The organism is Streptomyces sp. NPDC004721 (genome assembly GCF_053601495.1).
Map to the genome: position 1 here is coordinate 40,512 of NZ_JBSGBZ010000030.1, position 20,477 is coordinate 60,988.

The following is a 20,477-nucleotide window of genomic DNA, read 5'->3' on the forward strand; positions in this document are numbered from 1 at the left end:
CCGTGTGTGCGGATGCTCTCCGTGAGCCTTCTCTCGCTTGGTGCAAATGGTCGCAAGACACCACACAAGGGGCGACCGACTCCCGGGTGTGGCCGACACGGCGTGTATGTTCCGGGGCCGAGAGCCATGGAAGGGACCAACCCGGTGAACAAGAAGCTCGCGGCCGCACTGTCCGGCGGTGCGGTACTCGTACTGGCACTGACGGGCTGCACCAGCAGCGCTGCCGACAGCAAGAACGACGCGCTGAACACCTGGGCCAAGCAGGTGTGCGACGCGGTGCAGCCGCAGGCGAAGAAGATCGAGGCCGCCAACGCCGCCATCCAGAAGGAGACCTCGGACAACAGCGAGCCGGCCCAGGTCCAGAAGACCGACGCGCAGGCGTTCCAGGACATGGCCGACGCCTACAGGGCCATCGGCCAGGCCGTGAACACCGCCGGCGCACCCGAGGTCGACAACGGCCGGAAGAAGCAGCAGGACGCGGTCAAGGAGCTCAACGGCCTGGCGGCCTCGTACACCTCGCTGAAGCAGCAGGTGGACAAGCTCGACACCAAGGACCAGGCCAAGTTCGCGGACGGCCTCAAGGAGGTCGCCACCCGGCTGGACAAGCTGAGCCGGACCGGGAGCGACGCGCTGAAGAACCTCGAGGAGGGCGACGTCGGCAGGGCGATGGCCCAGCAGCCGAGTTGCAAGTCCGCGTCCGCCACCCCGTCCACCTCGGGCTCGTCCCCGGCGACGAGCGGCTGACGCACGCAGGCAGGCGCTCGGACAGGCACGCAGAGACGCATGCGGGCACGCGGGCAGACACACGCAGGCACACGCGCGCGTGCGCTGTCGGAGTGAGCCGACACAATGGGGGGCGTGAGTGACACCAGCCTGCCCGCACTGCCCGCCTCCGACCGACCGGACGTCGCCGCCCGGCTCCGGGACGCCCTGCTCGGCGCCTCCTTCACCGCCGACGGACTGCTGGAGCTGCTCGGCGCGCCCGCGTACGCGGCGCTGGCGCGCGCCGAGACAGTGCCCGCGCTCCGGGCCACGCGCGGCGACACGCCGCTGCAACTGCTGGTCCGGCTGTTCCTGCTCCAGCAGCCGGTGCCGTACGCGCGCGTGGCGGGAGTCCTGCCCGTCGAGGCGTGCCTGGAGACCGGCTGGCTGGTGCGTGCCGGCGCGGACGAGGTCGCCGCGACCGTGGACGTCCGGCCGTACGGCGGACTCGACGGCGAGGACTGGTTCATCGTGTCCGACCTGGGCTGCGCGGTGGGCGGCGCGGGCGGGATCGGCAGCCGCGACGAGGGCGTCGTCCTCGGGGTCGGCGGCGCCTCCACGACGCTGGCCGGCATCACGGTCCGCGCACCGGTCGGCTCCGCGCTCGACCTCGGCACCGGCTCCGGCATCCAAGCGCTGCACGCCGGCCGGCATGCCACGCGCGTGACCGCGACCGACATCAACCCGCGCGCGCTGCACATCACTGCCCTGACGCTCGCGCTGTCCGGCGCGCGGGCCGCCGATCTGCGCCAGGGCTCGCTGTTCGAACCGGTCCACGACGACGAGCGGTTCGACCTGATCGTGTCGAACCCGCCCTTCGTGATCTCCCCGGGCGCCCGGCTGACGTACCGCGACGGCGGGATGAGCGGAGACGATCTGTGCCGCACGCTCGTTCAAGAGGCGGGCGACCGCCTGAACGAGGGCGGGTTCGCGCAGTTCCTCGCCAACTGGCAGCACGTCGAAGGGGAGGACTGGCAGGACAGGCTCAGGTCATGGGTGCCCCGCGGATGCGACGCGTGGATCGTCCAGCGCGAGGTGCAGGACGTCACGCAGTACGCCGAGCTGTGGCTGAGGGACGCGGGCGACCACCGTGGCGACGCCGCGGAGTATCAGGCGCGGTACGACGCCTGGCTGGAGGAGTTCGAGGCGCGCAAGGTCAGGGCCGTGGGCTTCGGCTGGATCACGCTGCGCAAGGCAGGTTCCGCGACGCCCTCGATCACCGTGGAGGAGTGGCCGCACCCGGTGGAGCAGCCGCTCGGCGACACCGTCCGGGCGCACTTCGCCCGCGTCGACTATCTGCGGGACCACGACGACGCGGCCCTGCTCGACGGTCACTTCCGGCTCGTGCGTGAGGTGGTCCAGGAGCAGGTCGGGCTGCCCGGCGCCGAGGACCCCGAGCACGTCGTGCTGCGCCAGAACCGCGGGATGCGCCGGGCCACCACGGTGGACACGGTGGGCGCCGGCTTCGCCGGTGTCTGCGACGGCACGCTGAGCGCCGGCCGCATCCTGGACGCCATCGCCCAGTTGATGGGCGAGAGCCCGCTCCTCCTGCGCGACCGCACTCCGGCCCAGATCCGCCTGCTGGTGGAGCAGGGCTTCATCGAACCGGCGCAGAAATCGGTGGAGGAACCGGCTCGGTGACCGGTTCACGCGACCGATGAGGCCCGTGCGCCCCTGAGCGCTCGCCGGGCCCACAGGTGCTACTGGGGCGGTGGCGCGTTCTCGTCGTTCTCGGGGCGTGTGGGCCGTTTCGACGGTGCTCCGGCAAGGTTTTCGATCTTTGCCGGGACCGAGCCGGAAAAACGCGGGAAAAAAGCGGAGAGCTTGATTCCCGTCACCTCGCGAAGGCGTGGGAGCGCTGCCCCGGGAGCGGGTCGGCTCCTGTTCACCGCGGGTTGGTGTCGTCGTCGCCCGCGGGTGTCAGCCTCCCGTACCGGGGCATCCGGGGACCGGAGGGGACGTACATGGAGAGCGGGCCGGCGATCTTCGCGGGAACGGTGTTCTCCCTGTTCGGAACGGCTTTGCTGGGCTGGGCGGCGGTCCGGGTCCGGCACCGGGAACCCGTCGCCCACGGCCTGCCCCGCACCGCGTCGGCGACCGTCGCGACCCTGACTGCGGTCGCCGCCCTGACCGTCGGCGTGTGGTGCTTCGGGCGCCTGTGACGGCCGGCGCTCCTGTCCGGTCTCCGTAACTGAGAAATCACCCTCCGCATCAGCCCGAACAGCCTGGTGAGCAGTCCGGGCGGCAGGAAGGGGGGTAGTCGGGTTACCGTTCGAGTGGCCGTTGCGGGCTTTTCCCGTTTGACACGGGGGCGGGATGTACCGTCACACTCCGCAGCGTCACCACCACCCGACCCCCGGGAAATCAAGGCCTGGGGAGGCTCAAGCGTCGACCGGAGAGAAGAGCGAAGTTGTCCCCGACCAGCGAGACCGCACAGGGCGGCCGCCGACTCGTCATCGTCGAGTCGCCTGCCAAGGCGAAGACGATCAAGGGCTACCTCGGCCCCGGCTACATCGTCGAGGCGAGCGTCGGGCACATCCGCGACCTTCCCAACGGTGCCGCGGAGGTACCCGAGAAGTACACCGGCGAGGTCCGCCGCCTCGGTGTGGACGTGGAACACGACTTCCAGCCGATCTATGTCGTCAACGCGGACAAGAAGGCTCAGGTCAAGAAGCTCAAGGATCTGCTGAAGGACTCCGACGAGCTCTTCCTCGCCACCGATGAGGACCGCGAGGGCGAGGCCATCGCCTGGCATCTCCAGGAGGTGCTCAAGCCGAAGATCCCGGTCAAGCGGATGGTCTTCCACGAGATCACCAAGGACGCCATCCGGGAGGCGGTCGCCAACCCGCGCCAGCTCAACCAGCGGCTGGTCGACGCCCAGGAGACCCGGCGCATCCTCGACCGCCTCTACGGCTACGAGGTCTCGCCCGTGCTGTGGAAGAAGGTCATGCCGCGGCTTTCGGCGGGCCGGGTCCAGTCCGTCGCGACACGGCTCGTGGTCGAGCGGGAGCGCGAGCGCATGGCGTTCCGCTCCGCCGAGTACTGGGACCTGACCGGCACCTTCGCAACCGGCCGGGCGGGTGACGCGAGCGACCCGTCGTCGCTGGTCGCCCGTCTGCAGACCGTCGACGGCAGGCGGGTCGCGCAGGGCCGCGACTTCGACTCCCTGGGACAGCTCAAGAGCCCGAACATCCTCCACCTCGACGAGGCGACCGCCCGCGCCCTGGCCGCCGCCCTGGAGGACACCCGCTTCTCCGTCCGGTCCGTCGAGTCCAAGCCGTACCGCCGCTCGCCGTACGCGCCGTTCCGTACGACGACGCTCCAGCAGGAGGCCAGCCGCAAGCTCGGCTTCGGCGCGAAGGCGACGATGCAGATCGCCCAGAAGCTGTACGAGAACGGCTACATCACGTACATGCGTACGGACTCCACGACCCTGAGCGACACGGCGATCGCCGCCGCCCGCGCCCAGGTCACCCACCTGTACGGCGCCGACTACCTGCCGCCGCAGCCCCGTACGTACGCCGGGAAGGTCAAGAACGCGCAGGAGGCGCACGAGGCGATCCGTCCTTCGGGTGATCGTTTCCGCACGCCCGCCGAGACCGGTCTGACCGGCGACCAGTTCAAGCTCTACGAGCTGATCTGGAAGCGGACGGTCGCCTCCCAGATGAAGGACGCGACCGGGAACAGCGTGACCGTGCGGATCGGCGGCGCCGCGGCCGACGGCCGGGACGTCGAGTTCAGCGCGTCCGGCAAGACGATCACCTTCCACGGCTTCCTCAAGGCGTACGTCGAGGGCGCCGACGACCCCAACGCCGAGCTCGACGACCGCGAGCGCCGGCTGCCCCAGGTCGGCGAGGGCGACGCGCTCACGGCCGAGGAGATCACGGTCGACGGCCACGCCACCAAGCCTCCGGCCCGCTACACCGAGGCCAGCCTGGTCAAGGAGCTGGAGGAGCGGGAGATCGGCCGCCCGTCGACGTACGCGTCGATCATCGGCACGATCCTCGACCGCGGCTACGTCTTCAAGAAGGGCACGGCCCTGGTGCCGTCCTTCCTGTCCTTCGCCGTGGTCAACCTCCTGGAGAAGCACTTCGGGCGGCTCGTCGACTACGACTTCACCGCCAAGATGGAGGACGACCTCGACCGCATCGCGCGCGGCGAGGCGAAGGCCGTGCCGTGGCTGAAGCGCTTCTACTTCGGCGAGGGCACCGGCCACGGCGGCGCCGCCGAGGCCGGCAACGGCGACGGGGACCACCTCGGCGGGCTCAAGGAACTGGTGACCGACCTGGGCGCGATCGACGCGCGCGAGGTGTCGTCGTTCCCCGTGGGCAACGACATCGTGTTGCGGGTCGGGCGCTTCGGCCCGTACATCGAGCGCGGCGAGAAGGAAACCGAGCAGCACCAGCGCGCCGACATCCCGGCCGACCTGGCCCCGGACGAGCTGACCGTCGAGCTGGCCGAGAAGCTGCTGGCCGAGCCCAGCGGCGATGTCGAGCTGGGCACCGACCCGGCCAGCGGCCACACGATCGTCGCCAAGAAGGGCCGCTACGGGCCCTACGTCACCGAGGTGCTCCCCGAGGGCACCCCGAAGACCGGCAAGAACGCGGTCAAGCCCCGTACGGCCTCGCTGTTCAAGTCGATGTCCCTGGACACCGTCACCCTGGACGACGCCCTGAAGCTGATGTCGCTGCCGCGCGTCGTCGGCGCCGACGCCGACGGCCAGGAGATCACCGCGCAGAACGGCCGCTACGGCCCGTACCTGAAGAAGGGCACGGACTCGCGCTCGCTCCAGTCCGAGGACCAGCTCTTCACGATCACGCTGGAGGAGGCGCAGGCGATCTACGCCCAGCCCAAGCAGCGGGGCCGCGCGGCCGCCAAGCCGCCGCTGAAGGAGCTCGGCCAGGACCCCGTCAGCGGCAAGCCGGTCGTGGTGAAGGACGGCCGCTTCGGCCCGTACGTCACCGACGGAGAGACCAACGCGACCCTGCGCTCCGGCGACAGCGTCGAGGAGATCACTCCGGAGCGCGGTTTCGAGCTCCTCGCGGAGAAGCGCGCCAAGGCCCCGGCCAAGAAGACCGCGAAGAAGGCCGCCGCCAAGAAGACGACGGCGAAGAAGACGGCGTCCACGGCCGCGAAGAAGACCGCGGCGAAGAAGACGACCACCGCCAAGAAGACCACCGCGAAGAAGACCACCGCGAAGAAGACCACCGCGAAGGCGACGGCCGCCAAGGCGGCGGAGGACTGATCGCACCGCGGATCCCTCGCGGCTCCTTTGCGAAAGGCACGCCCCGGCATCACTTTGGTGTCGGGGCGTGCGCACGTCCGGACGGTCACTCCATGCTGTCGGTGGGTCCCGATAGGCTGAACGCATGACGCGAGCCGAGCAGCCAACGGCCCACACCTCCGCACCCGACGACGCCCTCATGGCCGATTCCCGCGAGCGCGCCGTCCGCGCCCTGCTGCGCCGGCCGCAGCTGCGGCGGCTGTGGAGCGCCCAACTGGTGGGAGGCGCCGGGGACACCCTCGCACTCCTGGTCCTGGTCGTCCTCGCCCTCCAGGCGGCGGTCGCCGCGGGCCCCTTCGGCGGTGGCTACCGGGGCGTGGCCTTCGCAGTGGCGACGGTCTTCGGAACGCGCATCCTGGCGACGCTGCTCTTCGGAGCGGTCCTCCTCGGACCCCTCACCTCGCTCACCTCCCAGGAGGGACCGCTCGACCGGCGCTGGACCATGGTCGGCGCCGACGGTCTGCGCGCCGCCCTGCTGATCGTCGCGCCCCTGTGGATCGACTGGACGCCGGACGACGCCCTGGCCTTGCTCCTGGTCACCGTCTTCGTGACCGGGGTCGCCGAGCGTTTCTGGAGCGTGTGCCGGGAGGGCGCGGCCCCCGCGCTGCTGCCCGCACCGCCCCCGGAGGGCGCCACGGTGCGCCCGCTGCCGGACCACATGGACGCCCTGCGCCGCCTGTCGCTGCGGACCACCTTCCTGGCGGTCCCGCTGGCGGCCGCCGCCCTGGTCGCCGCCTCCCTGCTCAACAACCTCCTGGGCACCGGCATCGCCTGGTTCGACCAGCACCAGGCGGCCCTCGGCGCGTACGTCGCGGCCGGCCTGTTCGCCGCGTCCCTGTCCGTGCTGACCTACCTGGAACTGCCCGGCACCCGCACCCCGCGCCCGCGTTCGCCGCTGGAGGGGCTGCGCCGCCCGAAGACGGGCTCCGGCGTCGACAAGGGCCGCACGGGTGCCGTTCCGCTGCTCGTGCTCGCCTGCGCGTCCGTCGCCGGGGCGATCGCCGCCGCGGTCGCCGTCTGCGTGCTGCACGCCACGGACCTGCGCGGCGGCCCGGTGCTGTACGGGCTGGCGGTGCTCGCCCTGACCGGCGGGGTCGCCGTCGGCATCCGTACGGCGCCGAAGGCGCTGGTCTCCCTGTCGCGGCGGCGGCTGCTGGCCCTGACGATCGCGCTCACCGGCGTCGCCCTGCTCGCCGCCGGGCTGGTCCCCGACGTCACCACGGTCCTGCTGATCCTCGCGCTGGCCGGAGTCAGCGCGGGCGCCGCCGCCAACACCGGGCACACGCTGCTCGACCAGGAGGCCGAGGACTACCGCAAGCCGCGCATGACCGAGCACCTGCACGCGGTGGTACGGGTCTTCGTGGCGCTCGGTGCCGTGCTCGCCCCCGTGGTCGCGGCCGGGATCGGCCCGCACCGGCTCGAGGACGGGCGGTTCGTGTTCGCGCACGGCGGCGCCGCGTTCACGCTGATGCTGGTCGGCGCGCTGCTCCTGCCGGTGGCCGCGCTGGTCCTCGCCAAGGTCGACGACCGCTCCGGCGTACCGCTGCGACAGGACCTCGTCGACGCCCTGCGGGGCGGCGACGACCCGGTGACGGCCCCCGCCGAGTCCGGATTCTTCATCGCCCTCGAAGGCGGCGACGGCGCCGGCAAGTCCACGCAGGCCGAGGCGCTCGCCGACTGGATCAGGTCCAAGGGCCACGAGGTCGTCCTGACCCGCGAGCCGGGCGCCACTCCCGTGGGCAAGCGGCTGCGCTCGATCCTGCTGGACGTGTCCTCGCAGGGCCTGTCCCACCGCGCGGAGGCGCTGCTGTACGCCGCCGACCGCGCGGAGCACGTCGACACGGTCGTACGGCCCGCGCTGAAGCGGGGCGCCGTCGTGATCACCGACCGGTACATCGACTCCTCCGTCGCCTACCAGGGCGCGGGCCGCGACCTGTCCCCGACGGAGATCGCGCGGATCTCCCGCTGGGCGACGAATGGTCTTGTGCCGCATCTGACGGTCCTGCTGGACGTCTCGCCGGAGACCGCCCGTGAGCGGTTCACGGAGGCTCCCGACCGTCTGGAGTCGGAGCCGGCCGAGTTCCACGCGCGCGTGCGGTCCGGTTTCCTGGCGCTGGCCGCCGCCGACCCCGGCCGTTACCTCGTGGTGGACGCCGGGCAGGAGCCCGAGGCGGTGACCACGGTCGTCCGGCACCGGCTCGACCAGATGCTGCCGCTGTCCGAGGCCGAGCTGAAGGCGCAGGAGGAAGCGCGGAGGAAGGCCGAGGAGGAGGCGCGCCGCAAGGCGGAGGAGGAGGCCCGGCGCAAGGCCGAGGAGGAGCGCCTGGAGCGCGAGCGCCAGGAGCAGCTGGCGCGGCTGCGCGCCGAGGAGGAGGAGCGCAAGCGGCGCGAGCTGGAGGAGGCGCAGCGGCGCGAGGCCGAGCGGCAGGCCGAGGAGGCCCGGCAGCGCGCCGAGGAGGCCCGGCGCAAGGCCGAGGAGGAACAGGCCCGGCTGCTCGCGGAGGAGCGGGCACGGGCGGAGGCCGAGGCGCGCCGCAAGGCCGAGGAGGAGCAGCGGCGCCGGCAGGCCGAGGAGGAGGAGCGGCTGCGCGCCGAGGCCGAGGCGCGGCGGCTGGAGAAGCAGCGCAAGGCCGAGGAGGCCCTGTTGCGGGCGGAGGAGGCCCGGCGGGCGGCGGAGCAGGCCGCGGCCACCGCGCAGTCGGGTCCGCGCCGGTCCACGGAGCCGACGGCCGCGGCGGTGCCGCTGGGGGAGGTGACCGTGCCGACGCCGCTGGTGACGCCGACGAACGCGTCGGGCGGGCCCGCGGACGAGACGGCGGTGCTGCCGCCGGTGCGGGACGAGCGGGGGAGCGGTAAGCCGCCGGGCGAGGGTTCCGATCAGGGGTCGGGCCGGGGCTTGAGCGAGGGCTCCCGTGGGACGTCGCGCGGGTCGGCGGAGCCGGGGCCGCGGACGGCGGGCGAGTCCGAGTCCGAGGTGACCGCGAAGCTGCCGAAGCCCGTGGTTCCGCCGGGGACCGCCGACGAGACGGCCGTACTGCCGCCCGTCCCGCCGGGGGCCGCGGACGAGACCGCCGTACTGCCCGCTTTCACGCCGGGCGCCGCGGACGAGACGGCGGTCCTGCCTCCGGTCCGTGGGGAGGACCCAGCGGACCGGGTTCCGCCCGGTTTCTTCCGGGACGAGCGTGGCGGGCGGTCGCCGGCCGCGCGGCCCGACCAGGGCGACGACCGTACGCGGGAGCTGCCCCAGGTCGACGCCGAGTCGGTCGCCCGGCGGCGGCCGCGGCCGGACTGGGCCGAGGAGACGCCGCTCGACGATCTGCCGACCTTGGCGGACGAGCTGCTGGGCCCGCGCGAGGACGGCAAGGGGCTCGACGACGGCGACGGCGGCCGGGGGCGGGGCCGGCGGCCCTGAGCCGTCGGACGGGCGCCAATCGGGGTGATCGGGGCGACGGTGCGCCTGCCGATTCGGGCGAGGCCGCCCGCCGTGTTGTCAGTGGTGCCCCGCACAATGGATCCCGCAGCACGAACCATGACGAAAGGGCGGCGTGACCCATGAGCGTGTGGGACGACCTCGTCGGGCAGGAGAAGGTCAGCGAACAGCTGAGCGCCGCTGCCCGGGACGCCGACGCCCTGGTCACCGCGGCCGCCACGGACGCGCCGCCGCCCGAGGCGTCGAAGATGACGCACGCGTGGCTGTTCACGGGACCGCCCGGCGCGGGGATCACGCAGATGGCGAGGGCCTTCGCCGCCGCCCTCCAGTGCGTGAGCCCCGACCGCGCCCTCGGCGGCGTCCCCGGCTGCGGATTCTGCGACGGCTGCCATACGGCGCTGGTCGGCACCCACGCCGACGTCAACACGGTCGCCGCCGTGGGTACACAGATCCTCGCCGACGACATGCGGGACACCGTGCGCAAGTCGTTCACCGCCCCGGCGACCGGCCGCTGGCAGGTGATCCTCGTGGAGGACGCCGAGCGGCTGAACGAGAAGTCCGCCAACGCCGTGCTGAAGGCCGTCGAGGAACCCGCCCCGCGCACGGTCTGGCTGCTGTGCGCCCCCTCGGTCGAGGACGTCCTGCCCACGATCCGCTCCCGCTGCCGCCATGTGAACCTGCGCACGCCGTCGGTGGACGCCGTCGCCGACATGCTCGTACGCCGGGAGGGCGTCGAACCCGCCGTCGCCGCCGCCGCGGCCCGCGCCACCCAGGGCCACATCGACCGGGCCCGCCGCCTGGCCACCGACCCGGCCGCACGCGAACGCCGCACCTCCGTCCTGAGGCTCCCGCTGCGCGTGGACGAGATAGGCGGCTGCCTCCGGGCGGCCCAGGAACTGGTCGACGCGGCGGCGGACGACGCCAAGGCACTCGCGGAGGAGAGGGACGCCAAGGAGTCCGAGGAGCTGAAGGCGGCGCTGGGCGCGGCCCAGGGCGGCCGGCTGCCCCGCGGTACGGCGGGCGTGATGAAGGACCTGGAGGACAAGCAGAAGCGCCGCCGCAGCCGCACCCAGCGCGACAGCCTCGACCTCGCCCTGACCGACCTCACCGGCCTCTACCGCGATGTCCTGGCCCTCCAGCTCGGCTCCCGCGTGGCCATCGCCAACGCGGACGTCGAGGACACCCTGGAGCGCCTCGCCCGCGGCAGCTCGCCCGAGTCCACCCTGCGTCGCATAGAGGCGATCGCCGCCTGCCGCGACGCGCTCGACCGCAACGTGGCCCCGCTCCTGGCGGTGGAGGCGATGACGATGGCCCTGAGGGCGGGCTGACGAGTACGCCGAGTGCGCCGAGAACACCGAGGCCACCGGCGTCGACGGCGTCACTCGTACGGGGAACGCCCCGCACGTAACGCACTCATCCGATCGCGGAGAGTTACGCTCGCTGGATGCACATCAGGCGCGCCCTTCGTCCGAACAGCAGCAGAGGCCCCCGGCCCCGAACCCCCCTCCGCGCGGCCCGCGCGGGCGGCACCCTCCTGGCGGCCGCCGCCCTGCTGGTCTCGGCCTGCTCCCCCGGCACCACGCAGCGCCGGACCGAGCCCGCGGCGGACGCGGCGCTGGCCGCGCTGCCGCGGGCCACGCCCCCCATCCTGTCGCCGTACTACGAGCAGAAGCCGGCCTGGCGCAGCTGCGGGGTGTCCGGCTTCGAGTGCACGACGGTCAAGGCGCCGCTCGACTACGACCGGCCCGACGCGGGCGACGTCCGGCTGGCCGTGGCCCGCAAGAAGGCGTCCGGCCCGGGCAAGCGGCTCGGCTCGCTCCTGCTGAACCCGGGCGGACCGGGCGGCGCGGCCGTCGCCTATCTCCAGCACTACGCCGGTGTCGGGTACCCGGCCGAGATCAGCGCCCGCTACGACCTGGTCGCGACGGACCCACGCGGGGTCTCCCGCAGCGAGTCCGTGCAGTGTCTCGACGACCGGGACATGGACACGTACACACAGACCGACTTCACGCCCGACGACAGCAAGGAGACCGACGCGCTCGTCGCCGCGTACCGCAAGTTCGCGGAGGGCTGCGGCGCACGCGACGCCCGCCTGCTGCGGCACGTCTCCACCATGGAGGCGGCACGCGACATGGACATCGTGCGCGCGGTGCTGGGCGACGGGAAGCTGAACTACGTCGGTGCCTCGTACGGGACGTTCCTCGGGGCCACGTACGCCGGCCTGTTCCCGGACCGCGTCGGCCGCCTGGTCCTGGACGGGGCGATGGACCCCTCGCTGTCGGCGCGCCAGATGAACCTGGACCAGACGGCGGGCTTCGAGGCGGCCTTCCAGTCGTTCGCGAAGGACTGCGTACAGCAGAGCGACTGCCCGCTCGGCGGCCGCGGCGCGACGCCGAAGCAGGTCGGCGACCAGCTCGCCGCCTTCTTCCGCAGACTCGACGCCCGGTCGATCCCCGCCGGTGCCACCGGCGGCCGCCGTCTCGGCGAGTCCCTCGCCACCACCGGGGTCATCGCGGCGATGTACGACCAGGCGGCCTGGCCGCAACTGCGCTCGGCGCTGGCGTCGGCGATGAAGCAGAACGACGGCTCCGCCCTGCTGGCCCTCTCCGACAGCTACTACGAACGCGACTCCGGCGGCCACTACAGCAACCTGATGTACGCCAACGCCGCCGTGAACTGCCTGGACCTGCCGGCCCCCTTCGCCGCCCCCGAGCAGGTGGAGGAATACCTCCCCGCCTTCGAGAAGGCCTCCCCGGTCTTCGGCCGCGGCCTCGCCTGGAACACGCTGAACTGCGCGTACTGGCCGGTGAAGCCCACCGGCCGGGCCCACCGCATCGAGGCCAAGGGCGCGGCCCCCATCGTGGTCGTCGGCACCACCCGCGACCCGGCGACCCCCTACCGCTGGGCCCAGTCCCTGTCCCGCCAGCTCTTCTCGGCCCGCCTGCTGACCTACGACGGCGACGGCCACACCGCCTACCGCCGCGGCAGCCGCTGCATCGACTCCGAGATCAACACCTACCTTCTCCAGGGCACCCCTCCGGCGAACGGAAAGCGCTGCTCGTAACCACAGCGCCCCACTCCGGCGCCCCGGCCCCAGGGGCGCCCCGGGGCGTGTGCGAAGCACCCCCGGGAACTGTGTAGACTTACCGAAGTTGCCGATCGCATCATGATGCGGCAGCGCGCCGCTTTAGCTCAGATGGCCAGAGCAACGCACTCGTAATGCGTAGGTCTCGGGTTCGAATCCCGAAAGCGGCTCCATCCGAAGGACCAGCTGGGAACATTCCCAGCTGGTCCTTCGTCGTTCCGTGGTTCCCGGCCGAGTTCGCCGCCGCGACGGGCAGGCGTACTTTTGAAATCAGGCAAGGGTGACTCCCCGGTCGGAACGTCCAGGCCTCGGTGGAAGCCACGAGGGCGCATGCGAGATCTTCGGGCGGCCTGGCGGCCCCGGGCCAAGGCCCTGGACCACGGATCCGAGCGGGGTGCGTACTCACACAGCAGGCGCGGAGGGGTCATGGCCGAGCTCGGTAAGGCGGGCAGCCCGCCGAACCCTGCCACGGTGCTGCGCGAGCCCTCACGGCTGGCCGCGGTGGACGCCGTCCGCGCGGTCGACGAGCTGACCAGGGACGCCTTCGCCCGGTCCGTGTGCCTGGCCGTACGGCTGCTGGACACCCGAATGGCCCTGATCAGTCTGGCCGGGGCGGACCGGCAGTTCATCAGGGGCGGGGTCGGCCGAGCCGTACCGCGGCACGGGGAGCAGGAGCGGGTCGACTGGGGCTTCTGCTCCGAGGTGGTGGTGTCCGGCCGACCGCTGGTCATCGACGATGTGCGGAGCGACTCCGCACACCGGTCCGACCGCGCGGTCGCCGCCACCGGCATGCGCGCGTACCTGGGCGTGCCGCTGCTGCTGGAGGAGCTGTCGGTCGGCGCGCTGTACGTGATCGACACCCGGCCGCGGCTGTGGGACAAGGAGCAGCGGCGCGCCCTGGAGCAACTGGGCGCCTCGGTGATGAGCGAGATCGGGTTGCGGCTGGACGCGGCCGAACGCGGTCGGCTCTACGAGCAGGCCGCCGCCGCCGCCGTGGTCGAGCACAGACGGTCCCAGCAGTTGCAGGACCTGGCCCGGGCCGGTCTGCGGATCAATGCCGCGCCCTCACTGGACTACGCCCTCCAGACGGTCACCGAGGAGGCCAGGTCGCTGGTGGGCACGCACCAGTCGGTCACCAGCATGACCACGAACCTCCGCTGGGCCCAGGCGATCAACGCGGTCTCCCTGTCGGACAAGTACGGCGAGTACCGCTTCTTCGACGCGCCCCCGGTCGGAGAGGGGATCTATGTCCTGGTGTGCAAGGACAACCGGCCGATGCGGATGACCCAGGACGAGCTGGAGGCCCATCCGGCCTGGCGGGGCTTCGGCTCCTACGCCGCCGTTCATCCGCCGATGCGCGGTTGGCTGGCCGTCCCGCTGATCGGCACCGACGGTCGCAACCTGGGTCTGATCCAGCTTTCCGACAAGCAGGACGGCAGCGACTTCACGGCCGACGACGAGGCGATCCTCGTCCAGCTCGCCCAGCTGGCCTCCGCGAGCATCGAGAAGGCCGCGGCGCTGGAGAACCAGTACGAGATCGCTCGTACCCTGCAGAGCAGTCTGCTGCCGCAGCAACTGCCCGAGCACTCGGCGGTGTCGGCCGCCTCCCGGTACCTGCCCGCCGCACCCCGCGCCGGGGTCGGCGGCGACTGGTTCGACGTGATCGGACTCTCCGGTGCCCGGGTCGCGCTGGTGGTCGGGGACGTGGTCGGCCACGGCATCCACGCCGCCGCGGCCATGGGCAGGCTGCGTACGGCCGTGCGCACCCTCGCCGATGTCGATCCCACCCCGGAGGAGCTGCTCACCCGGTTGGACGACCTGGTGAGCCGGCAGTCCGCGGAGTCGGGCGCCGAAGACGGCGCCGACCCGGCACGCGGAGGCGCCGTGGACGTCGGAACCACCTGCCTGTACGCGGTGTACGACCCGGTGGCCGGGCGTTGCTCCCTGGCCGGTGCCGGCCATCCGGTGCCCATCATCGTGGCCCCGGACGGCAGCGCCGACTTCCTCGACCTGCCCTCCGGGCCGCCGCTCGGTGTCGGCGGCGTGCCGTTCGAGACGGTGGAGTTGGAGGTGCCGGAGGGCAGCCTGCTCGCCTTCTACACCGACGGACTGGTCGAATCCCGGCAGCGCGACCTGGAAGCGGGGCTGGAAGAACTGCGCGAGGCACTGACCGAGCCGTGCGCCTCGCTGGAAGCGCTGTGCGACCACGTGGTCAAGACGCTGCTGCCCGAGCCCCCGGCCGACGACGCGGCACTGCTGCTGGTCCGGCCGCACGCCCTGGACGAGACGCGGGTCGCCACCTGGGACATCGCCGCGGAACCGGCCGAAGTGGCCCGGATCCGCGCTCGGACCGCCAGCCTGCTGGCGACCTGGGGCCTGGAGGAGATCGGCTTCGTGACCGAGCTGGTGGTGAGCGAGCTGGTCACCAACGCGATCCGGTACGGCCAGCCCCCCATACAGATGCGGCTCATCTACGACCGGACGATCATCTGCGAGGTCTCCGACGCCAGCAGTACCGCCCCGCATCTGCACCAGGCCCGCATCTTCGACGAGGGCGGACGCGGCCTGATGCTGGTCGCCCGGCTCACCCAGCGCTGGGGCACCCGCCACGCCCGCGACGGCAAGACCATCTGGTGCGAGCAGGCCCTGCCGGTGGAGGGTCTGCCGGTGGAGGGCCTGGCCGTGGAGGGCCTGTCTCTGGACGACCTGCTGCCGTCCGACTCGGAGCTGTGACCCCGCCTTCCGAGCCGGAGCAGTGACCCTGCCTTTCGTGTCGTCTCCTGGATCCCGGGGGTCGGCGAGCGCCCGGTCGGGCCGCCTGCCGTGATCCGCATGTGATCGGGGAGCCGTAGTGTCACCGCCCGGCTGTGGGATGCGCGGAAGGCGCGGACAAGGGCGGGGGACGGTCATGACGTATCGGCGCGCGGCGATACCGGCGCTGGTCGGGGGTCTGCTGATCACGGCGTTGCTGTGGTGGGCGGGGGCGAGCGTGCAGGCGCTGCACCTGGCGGGCACCGCCGACGCGATCGGCGGCCGGACCGCCGCCGAACTCGAACACTGGCTCACCCCCTGGTCGTACGACCCTCCGAACGTCGTGCGGTTCGGTGCCGGGGCGTCCGACTGGGGCAACGGCACGCCTGAGCCGGACGGAGCGCGCTACCTGGTGCTTCACCACACCGCGATGCAGATCCGCTTCGGCGCGGTGTTCGCCTTCTTCGTGCCCGGCGCGCTGCACCTGGTCCGCAGGCTGCCGCCGGTGCACGGCCGGCTGCCCGCCACGCTGCTCGCGGTGTGGGCCTGGGGCCTGGTGGCGGGGACCCTGGCGGTGGCCGTCTCCGCGCCGTGGCTGATCGCCTCGCAGGGGCGCGGCAGTTACCGCTTCCTGCCCCAGTTGGCGGGCACGATCTCGTCCGGGCGGCAGATCCTGGTGGTGACCGCGCTGGTCGCGGCGGTGGGGACGGTGTTCGCGGCCCGGATCACCGCGAAGGGCGCCGGTCCGCTGCCGCGGCAGGCCGTCCCGGCGCGCGCCGCCCGCCTTTCCGCCACTGCCGGAACCGCGATCATCGCGCTGTCCCTGGTCGTCCTCTCGTACCAGTCGGTGGCAGCCGCCATCCAGAGGTTCGACCCGGTCGGTGGGCTGTTCGCCGAGCCGGGTGAGCTGCTGCGCGAGTGGCTGCTGCTCGGCGGCTGGGCGGGACCGGCGGGCGCGCCGTTCGGCGACTGGTTCCTGCACCGGCTGCCCGACGTACTGCTGCTCGTGGTGGTGTGGTGGGCGCTGCGGTGGCTGCCCGTGCTGTTGACCCGGGCCACCGTCCCGGCGATGGCGGTCGGCGCGGTGTGCGCGACCGTCCTCGGGCTGCTGGCGAGCCAGCCGCTGCGGATGGCGACGGACGGGGCGGGCCTGCGCTGGGGGTTGACGTACCTGTCCGCGGGCCTCGGGGACGGCGTTCCCGCCGCCCTGACCTGCGGTCTGGTGGCGGGAGTCGTGGCCGCCACGACGCTGCGGCTGACCGTGTCCGGCCATGCCGACGACGTCCCCGAAGCCGCACCCTCCGCCGAGAGCCCCGCCCACCCCTGAGAGGCCTGCGGCTGAACCGGATCTCCCGGGCATCTTTCGCCGGACAACACCGACCGGGTGACCGCACGGAATTTCGCGGACATCACCCGGGCGGCTGACGGACTCACGGCATGGCGTGCGTTTTTCGTACCGGTTCCGGGAGGGTTGCGGTGAGGCGGGGGTAAGAGGCCGCAAAGTGAGGTGGCGTCAGAGCAACCGGCGCCGCCCGGGCGACATCCTGGTGAACGAGGGGCGCCGTGCGGGCGCCGTTGTCGTCGGATGGGATGAGGGCCGTGGTGGAGCCGAGGATCGCGGTCGCGGTGGTGACCATGGGCAACCGGCCTGCCGAGGTCGACGCCCTGCTGGAGTCCGTGGCCAAGCAGGATCTCGCGCCCGCGCGCATCGTGATCGTCGGTAACGGGTGCCGGCTGCCCGAGTTCGCCCGCCGGCTGTCCCTGCCCGGTGAGGTCACGGCGGTCGATCTCGACGAGAACCTCGGCTGCCCCGGCGGGCGCAACGCCGCCCTGGCCCGGCTGCGGGAGTTCGGGGACGTCGACGTGGTCGTGGAGCTGGACGACGACGGGCTCCTGGTCGACGCCGACGTACTGCGCCGGGTACGGGATCTGTACGCCGCCGACCCGCGCCTCGGCATCGTCGGCTTCCGCATCGCCGACGAGTGCGGCGAGACCCAGCAGCGGCACGTACCGCGGATCGGCGGATCGGACCCGATGCGGGGCGGGTACGTCACCGGGTTCCTCGGCGGCGGGCACGCGCTGCGGATGGCGATGCTGGAGCAGACCGGGGACTGGCCCGCGGAGTTCTTCTTCGCGCACGAGGAGACCGACCTGGCCTGGCGTGCCGCCGATGCCGGTTGGAAGATCCTCTACGCGCCGGAGCTGCTCCTGCGGCATCCGAAGACCTCGCCCGCCCGGCACGCGATCTACTACCGGGTCACCGCCCGCAACCGGGTCTGGCTGGTCCGGCGGCGGCTGCCGCTCCCGCTCATCCCGGTGCACCTCGGCGTGTGGACGCTGCTCACCCTGGCGCGGACCCGTTCGCTCGCCGGGCTGCGGGCCTGGTTCGGCGGGTTCGTGGAGGGGCTGCGCGAGCCGGCGGGGGAGCGGCGACCCATGCGCTGGCGGACCGTGTGGCGGCTGACCCGGCTCGGCCGCCCGCCGGTCGTCTGACCCGGCCCGACCCCCGTCCGGCTCACCGGACCGCCGCCGCTGACACGGGTACGAGCCGGTCCGGCCCACCGGAACACGGCCGCCGGGGTCCGTGCGGGGTCCGCTCGCGGCCCGGGGCCGCTCACTTCGCGTCGGAGTAGCACTCCACCACCGCCGTCGTGAACGGAAACCGCACCGGGGTCTCGCCGAACGTCAGCCGCCCCGCCACCTCCGCGGCCCGCCGGATCGCCTCGACGACCGTGTCCGCCTCCTCCTTCGGGCAGTGCACGATCACCTCGTCGTGCTGGAAGAAGACCAGCTCGGCCGCCATGTCCCGGCAGGTGCGGCGCAGCGCCGCGAGCAGCAGCAGGGCCCAGTCGGCGGCGCTGCCCTGTACGACGAAGTTGCGGGCGAAGCGGCCTCGGGCGCGGGAGTTGGTGGAGGCGTACCCCGGCATCCAGCCCTGATCGGCGGGTGGCGCGGCGGCCGGGTCCTCCTGCGGGAGGCCCGCCTCCCCGGTCGCGTCCTCGGTCGTCCCGGCGGCCGGGGGACACGTGCGGCCCAGCCAGGTCCGTACGAGCCGGCCCTCCTCACCGGCCCGCGCGGCCTCGTCGACGTACGCCACCGCCTTCGGGAAGCGGCGTCTGAGGGCGGCGAGGTTCTTCAGGCCGTCGCCGGAGGTCTGCCCGTAGACCGCCCCGAGCACGGCGAGTTTCGCCTGGGCGCGGTCGCCGGAGAAGGCCCGGTCGGACACCGACTGGTAGAGGTCGGCGTCCCGGCCCGCCACCTCCATCAGCCCCGGGTCGCGGGAGATCGCCGCCAGCACCCGCGGCTCCATCTGGGCGGCGTCGGCCACGACAAGGCGCCAGCCGGGGTCGGCCACGACGGCCCGGCGGATGACCTTGGGGATCTGAAGGGCGCCCCCGCCGTTGGTCACCCAGCGGCCGGTGACCGTGCCGCCGGCGAGGAACTCCGGCCTGAACCGCCCCTCCCGCACCCAGTCCTGGAGCCAGGACCAGCCGTGGGCGACCCAGATCCGGTACAGCCTCTTGTACTCCAGCAGGGGTTCGACGGCCGGGTGGTCGACGGACCTGAGCTCCCAGCGGCGGGTGGACTTCACCCTGATCCCGGCCCGGGCGAAGGCCTTGACCACGTCGGCGGGCAGATCCGGCCGTACCCGGTGGCCGAAGGCAGCGGACACCTCGTCCGCGAGTTCGGCCAGGCGGCGGGGCTCGCCGCCACCCGCGTACCGCTCGCCGAGCAGTTCGTGCAGCACCTCGCGGTGCACGTCCGCGCGCCAGGGCAGGCCCGCGCGGTTCATCTCGGCCGCCACCAGCGTGCCCGCCGACTCGGCTGCGGTCAGCAGGCGCATGCGGTCGGGATGCTCGGCTCGCTCGTGCCGCCGCTGCTGCTCGGCGTAGACCGTGATCAGGTCCGCCAGCGGCAGACGCACGCCCTGCGGTTCGAAGAGCGAGGACTGCGCGCCGGGTTCGGCGGACCGGTGCGGCGGGTCCGGCGGTACGGGGCCGCCGCGCAGCCTGGCCAGGGCGGCGGCGGCCGAGCGGGGCTCGCCGTGGCGCCCCTCGTGGCCGAGGAGGAGCGTCTCGGCGTCCTCGATGTCGTAGCACCGCTCCACCCGTACGCCCGCGGCGAGCAGGCGTGGATAGACCTCTGCGGTGGACCGCCACACCCATCGTGTGACGTTCGGTCTGCCGCGGACCGCCTCCGCGAGGTCGGCGGCACGGTGCACCGGACCGGAGGGCAGGCCGTCCCGGCCGAGGGGGGCGACCTCGGCGCCGCCGTCCTCGGCCGGTGCCAGAGCCCACCGGTCGGTCATGTCGGCGAGTGTCGCAGGCGGGTCTGACAACGGCTCCGGCCCGCTGCTCGGGAGTGCGGTCAGCCGTCCTGTCCGCCGTCGTGCGGCTCCTGGTCCTCGTCCTGCCGGGCGCGGTCCTTCACCAGCTCCGCCAAGGCCGCCGCGACGTACTCCTCGGTGCGTGTCTTGTCCAGGCCCAGGCCGCTGAGGACGCCCTCGCCGTTCTCCAGCTCCAGCAGGGCCAGCAGGATGTGCTCGGTGCCGATGTAGTTGTGGCCGAGGCGCAGGGCCTCGCGGAAGGTGAGTTCCAGGGCTTTCTTGGCGGCCGAGCCGTACGGGACCAGCTCGGGAGCGGCGGCGGACGCGGGCGGCAGGGCGGCGGTCGCGGCCTCGCGGACGGCGTCCAGGGTGACGCCCTGGGCCTTGACGGCCTGCGCGGCCATGGCCTCCGGTTCGGTGAGCAGCCCGAGGACCAGGTGCGCGGGCGTTCCCTCGGCGCTCCCGGCGGCCTTGGCCTCCTCATGGGCGGCCATGACCACCTTGCGGGCGCGGGGCGTGTAGCGGCTGAAGCCCTGGCTGGGGTCGAGGTCGGCCGACTCCTTGGGCACGAACCGCTTCTGCGCGGCCTGCCGGGTGACGCCCATGCTCCTGCCGATGTCGGTCCAGGAGGCGCCGGAGCGGCGGGCCTGGTCGACGAAGTGCCCGATGAGGTGGTCCGCCACCTCGCCGAGGTGCTCGCCGGCGAGTACGGCGTCCTGGAGCTGTTCGAGGGGTTCCTGGTGGACCTTCTTGATGGCCGAGATGAGGTCGTCCAGACGGACGCTCGACCTGATGGTGGGGTTCGTCATGTGTCAACCGTAGGTTGCGCCTCTGGGAG

At 72.9% G+C, this 20,477-nt stretch carries 12 protein-coding genes and 1 tRNA gene; 11 read left to right on the forward strand and 2 right to left on the reverse strand.

Annotation, left to right across the window (positions count from 1 at the left end):
* Window positions 1-126: 126 nt before the first annotated feature.
* From ACWEK3_RS25865 to ACWEK3_RS25915, 11 genes are all read left to right on the forward strand, one after another.
* The gene (locus tag ACWEK3_RS25865) at window positions 127-744 is read left to right on the forward strand and encodes a small secreted protein (RefSeq protein WP_450545571.1); all 618 of its coding nucleotides are present in this window, start codon (window positions 127-129) and stop codon (window positions 742-744) included.
* A 105-nt stretch (window positions 745-849) separates the two neighbouring features.
* On the forward strand, window positions 850-2,403 hold the full coding sequence (locus ACWEK3_RS25870) for a DUF7059 domain-containing protein (RefSeq protein ID WP_453250683.1): 1,554 nt from the start codon (window positions 850-852) through the stop codon (window positions 2,401-2,403).
* A gap of 323 nt (window positions 2,404-2,726) precedes the next feature.
* Window positions 2,727-2,924: a hypothetical protein gene (locus tag ACWEK3_RS25875; protein WP_453250684.1), complete on the forward strand. Its 198-nt coding sequence runs from the start codon at window positions 2,727-2,729 to the stop codon at window positions 2,922-2,924.
* Between the two features lie 248 nt (window positions 2,925-3,172).
* Window positions 3,173-6,007, forward strand: a complete 2,835-nt coding sequence (gene topA, locus ACWEK3_RS25880; protein WP_453250685.1) for a type I DNA topoisomerase — start codon at window positions 3,173-3,175, stop codon at window positions 6,005-6,007.
* Between the two features lie 124 nt (window positions 6,008-6,131).
* The gene (gene tmk, locus ACWEK3_RS25885; RefSeq protein WP_453250686.1) at window positions 6,132-9,458 is read left to right on the forward strand and encodes a dTMP kinase; all 3,327 of its coding nucleotides are present in this window, start codon (window positions 6,132-6,134) and stop codon (window positions 9,456-9,458) included.
* 140 nt (window positions 9,459-9,598) lie between these two features.
* Window positions 9,599-10,804, forward strand: a complete 1,206-nt coding sequence (locus ACWEK3_RS25890; RefSeq protein WP_450545563.1) for a DNA polymerase III subunit delta' — start codon at window positions 9,599-9,601, stop codon at window positions 10,802-10,804.
* A gap of 116 nt (window positions 10,805-10,920) precedes the next feature.
* Window positions 10,921-12,540, forward strand: a complete 1,620-nt coding sequence (locus ACWEK3_RS25895; RefSeq protein WP_453250687.1) for an alpha/beta hydrolase — start codon at window positions 10,921-10,923, stop codon at window positions 12,538-12,540.
* A 117-nt stretch (window positions 12,541-12,657) separates the two neighbouring features.
* Window positions 12,658-12,734 (forward strand) — tRNA-Thr (locus ACWEK3_RS25900).
* A gap of 253 nt (window positions 12,735-12,987) precedes the next feature.
* Window positions 12,988-15,294: a SpoIIE family protein phosphatase gene (locus ACWEK3_RS25905; protein WP_453250688.1), complete on the forward strand. Its 2,307-nt coding sequence runs from the start codon at window positions 12,988-12,990 to the stop codon at window positions 15,292-15,294.
* A gap of 175 nt (window positions 15,295-15,469) precedes the next feature.
* A complete protein-coding gene (locus ACWEK3_RS25910) occupies window positions 15,470-16,639 on the forward strand; it encodes a hypothetical protein (protein WP_453250689.1) in 1,170 nt (389 codons plus the stop codon).
* 272 nt (window positions 16,640-16,911) lie between these two features.
* Window positions 16,912-17,805 carry a glycosyltransferase family 2 protein gene (locus ACWEK3_RS25915; protein ID WP_453250690.1) on the forward strand — a complete coding sequence of 298 codons (894 nt, stop codon included), beginning with the start codon at window positions 16,912-16,914 and terminating at the stop codon, window positions 17,803-17,805.
* Window positions 17,806-17,926: 121 nt separating this feature from the next.
* On the opposite strand, the gene ACWEK3_RS25920 is transcribed toward ACWEK3_RS25915, so the two are convergent.
* A complete protein-coding gene (locus ACWEK3_RS25920) occupies window positions 17,927-19,621 on the reverse strand; it encodes a bifunctional 3'-5' exonuclease/DNA polymerase (RefSeq protein ID WP_453250691.1) in 1,695 nt (564 codons plus the stop codon).
* A gap of 59 nt (window positions 19,622-19,680) precedes the next feature.
* Window positions 19,681-20,448, reverse strand: a complete 768-nt coding sequence (locus ACWEK3_RS25925; RefSeq protein ID WP_453250692.1) for a Clp protease N-terminal domain-containing protein — start codon at window positions 20,446-20,448, stop codon at window positions 19,681-19,683.
* Window positions 20,449-20,477: the final 29 nt, after the last annotated feature.

What these genes read in the sequence shown, in the direction of transcription:
- ACWEK3_RS25890 (WP_450545563.1), top strand. Translation starts at nt 9,599, where the DNA reads ATGAGCGTGTGGGACGACCTCGTCGGGCAGGAGAAGGTCAGCGAACAG.
- ACWEK3_RS25865 (WP_450545571.1), top strand. Translation starts at nt 127, where the DNA reads ATGGAAGGGACCAACCCGGTGAACAAGAAGCTCGCGGCCGCACTGTCC.
- ACWEK3_RS25920 (WP_453250691.1), bottom strand. Translation starts at nt 19,621, where the DNA reads ATGACCGACCGGTGGGCTCTGGCACCGGCCGAGGACGGCGGCGCCGAG.
- ACWEK3_RS25910 (WP_453250689.1), top strand. Translation starts at nt 15,470, where the DNA reads ATGACGTATCGGCGCGCGGCGATACCGGCGCTGGTCGGGGGTCTGCTG.
- ACWEK3_RS25925 (WP_453250692.1), bottom strand. Translation starts at nt 20,448, where the DNA reads ATGACGAACCCCACCATCAGGTCGAGCGTCCGTCTGGACGACCTCATC.
- ACWEK3_RS25870 (WP_453250683.1), top strand. Translation starts at nt 850, where the DNA reads ATGGGGGGCGTGAGTGACACCAGCCTGCCCGCACTGCCCGCCTCCGAC.
- ACWEK3_RS25895 (WP_453250687.1), top strand. Translation starts at nt 10,921, where the DNA reads ATGCACATCAGGCGCGCCCTTCGTCCGAACAGCAGCAGAGGCCCCCGG.
- ACWEK3_RS25875 (WP_453250684.1), top strand. Translation starts at nt 2,727, where the DNA reads ATGGAGAGCGGGCCGGCGATCTTCGCGGGAACGGTGTTCTCCCTGTTC.
- tmk (WP_453250686.1), top strand. Translation starts at nt 6,132, where the DNA reads ATGACGCGAGCCGAGCAGCCAACGGCCCACACCTCCGCACCCGACGAC.
- ACWEK3_RS25905 (WP_453250688.1), top strand. Translation starts at nt 12,988, where the DNA reads ATGGCCGAGCTCGGTAAGGCGGGCAGCCCGCCGAACCCTGCCACGGTG.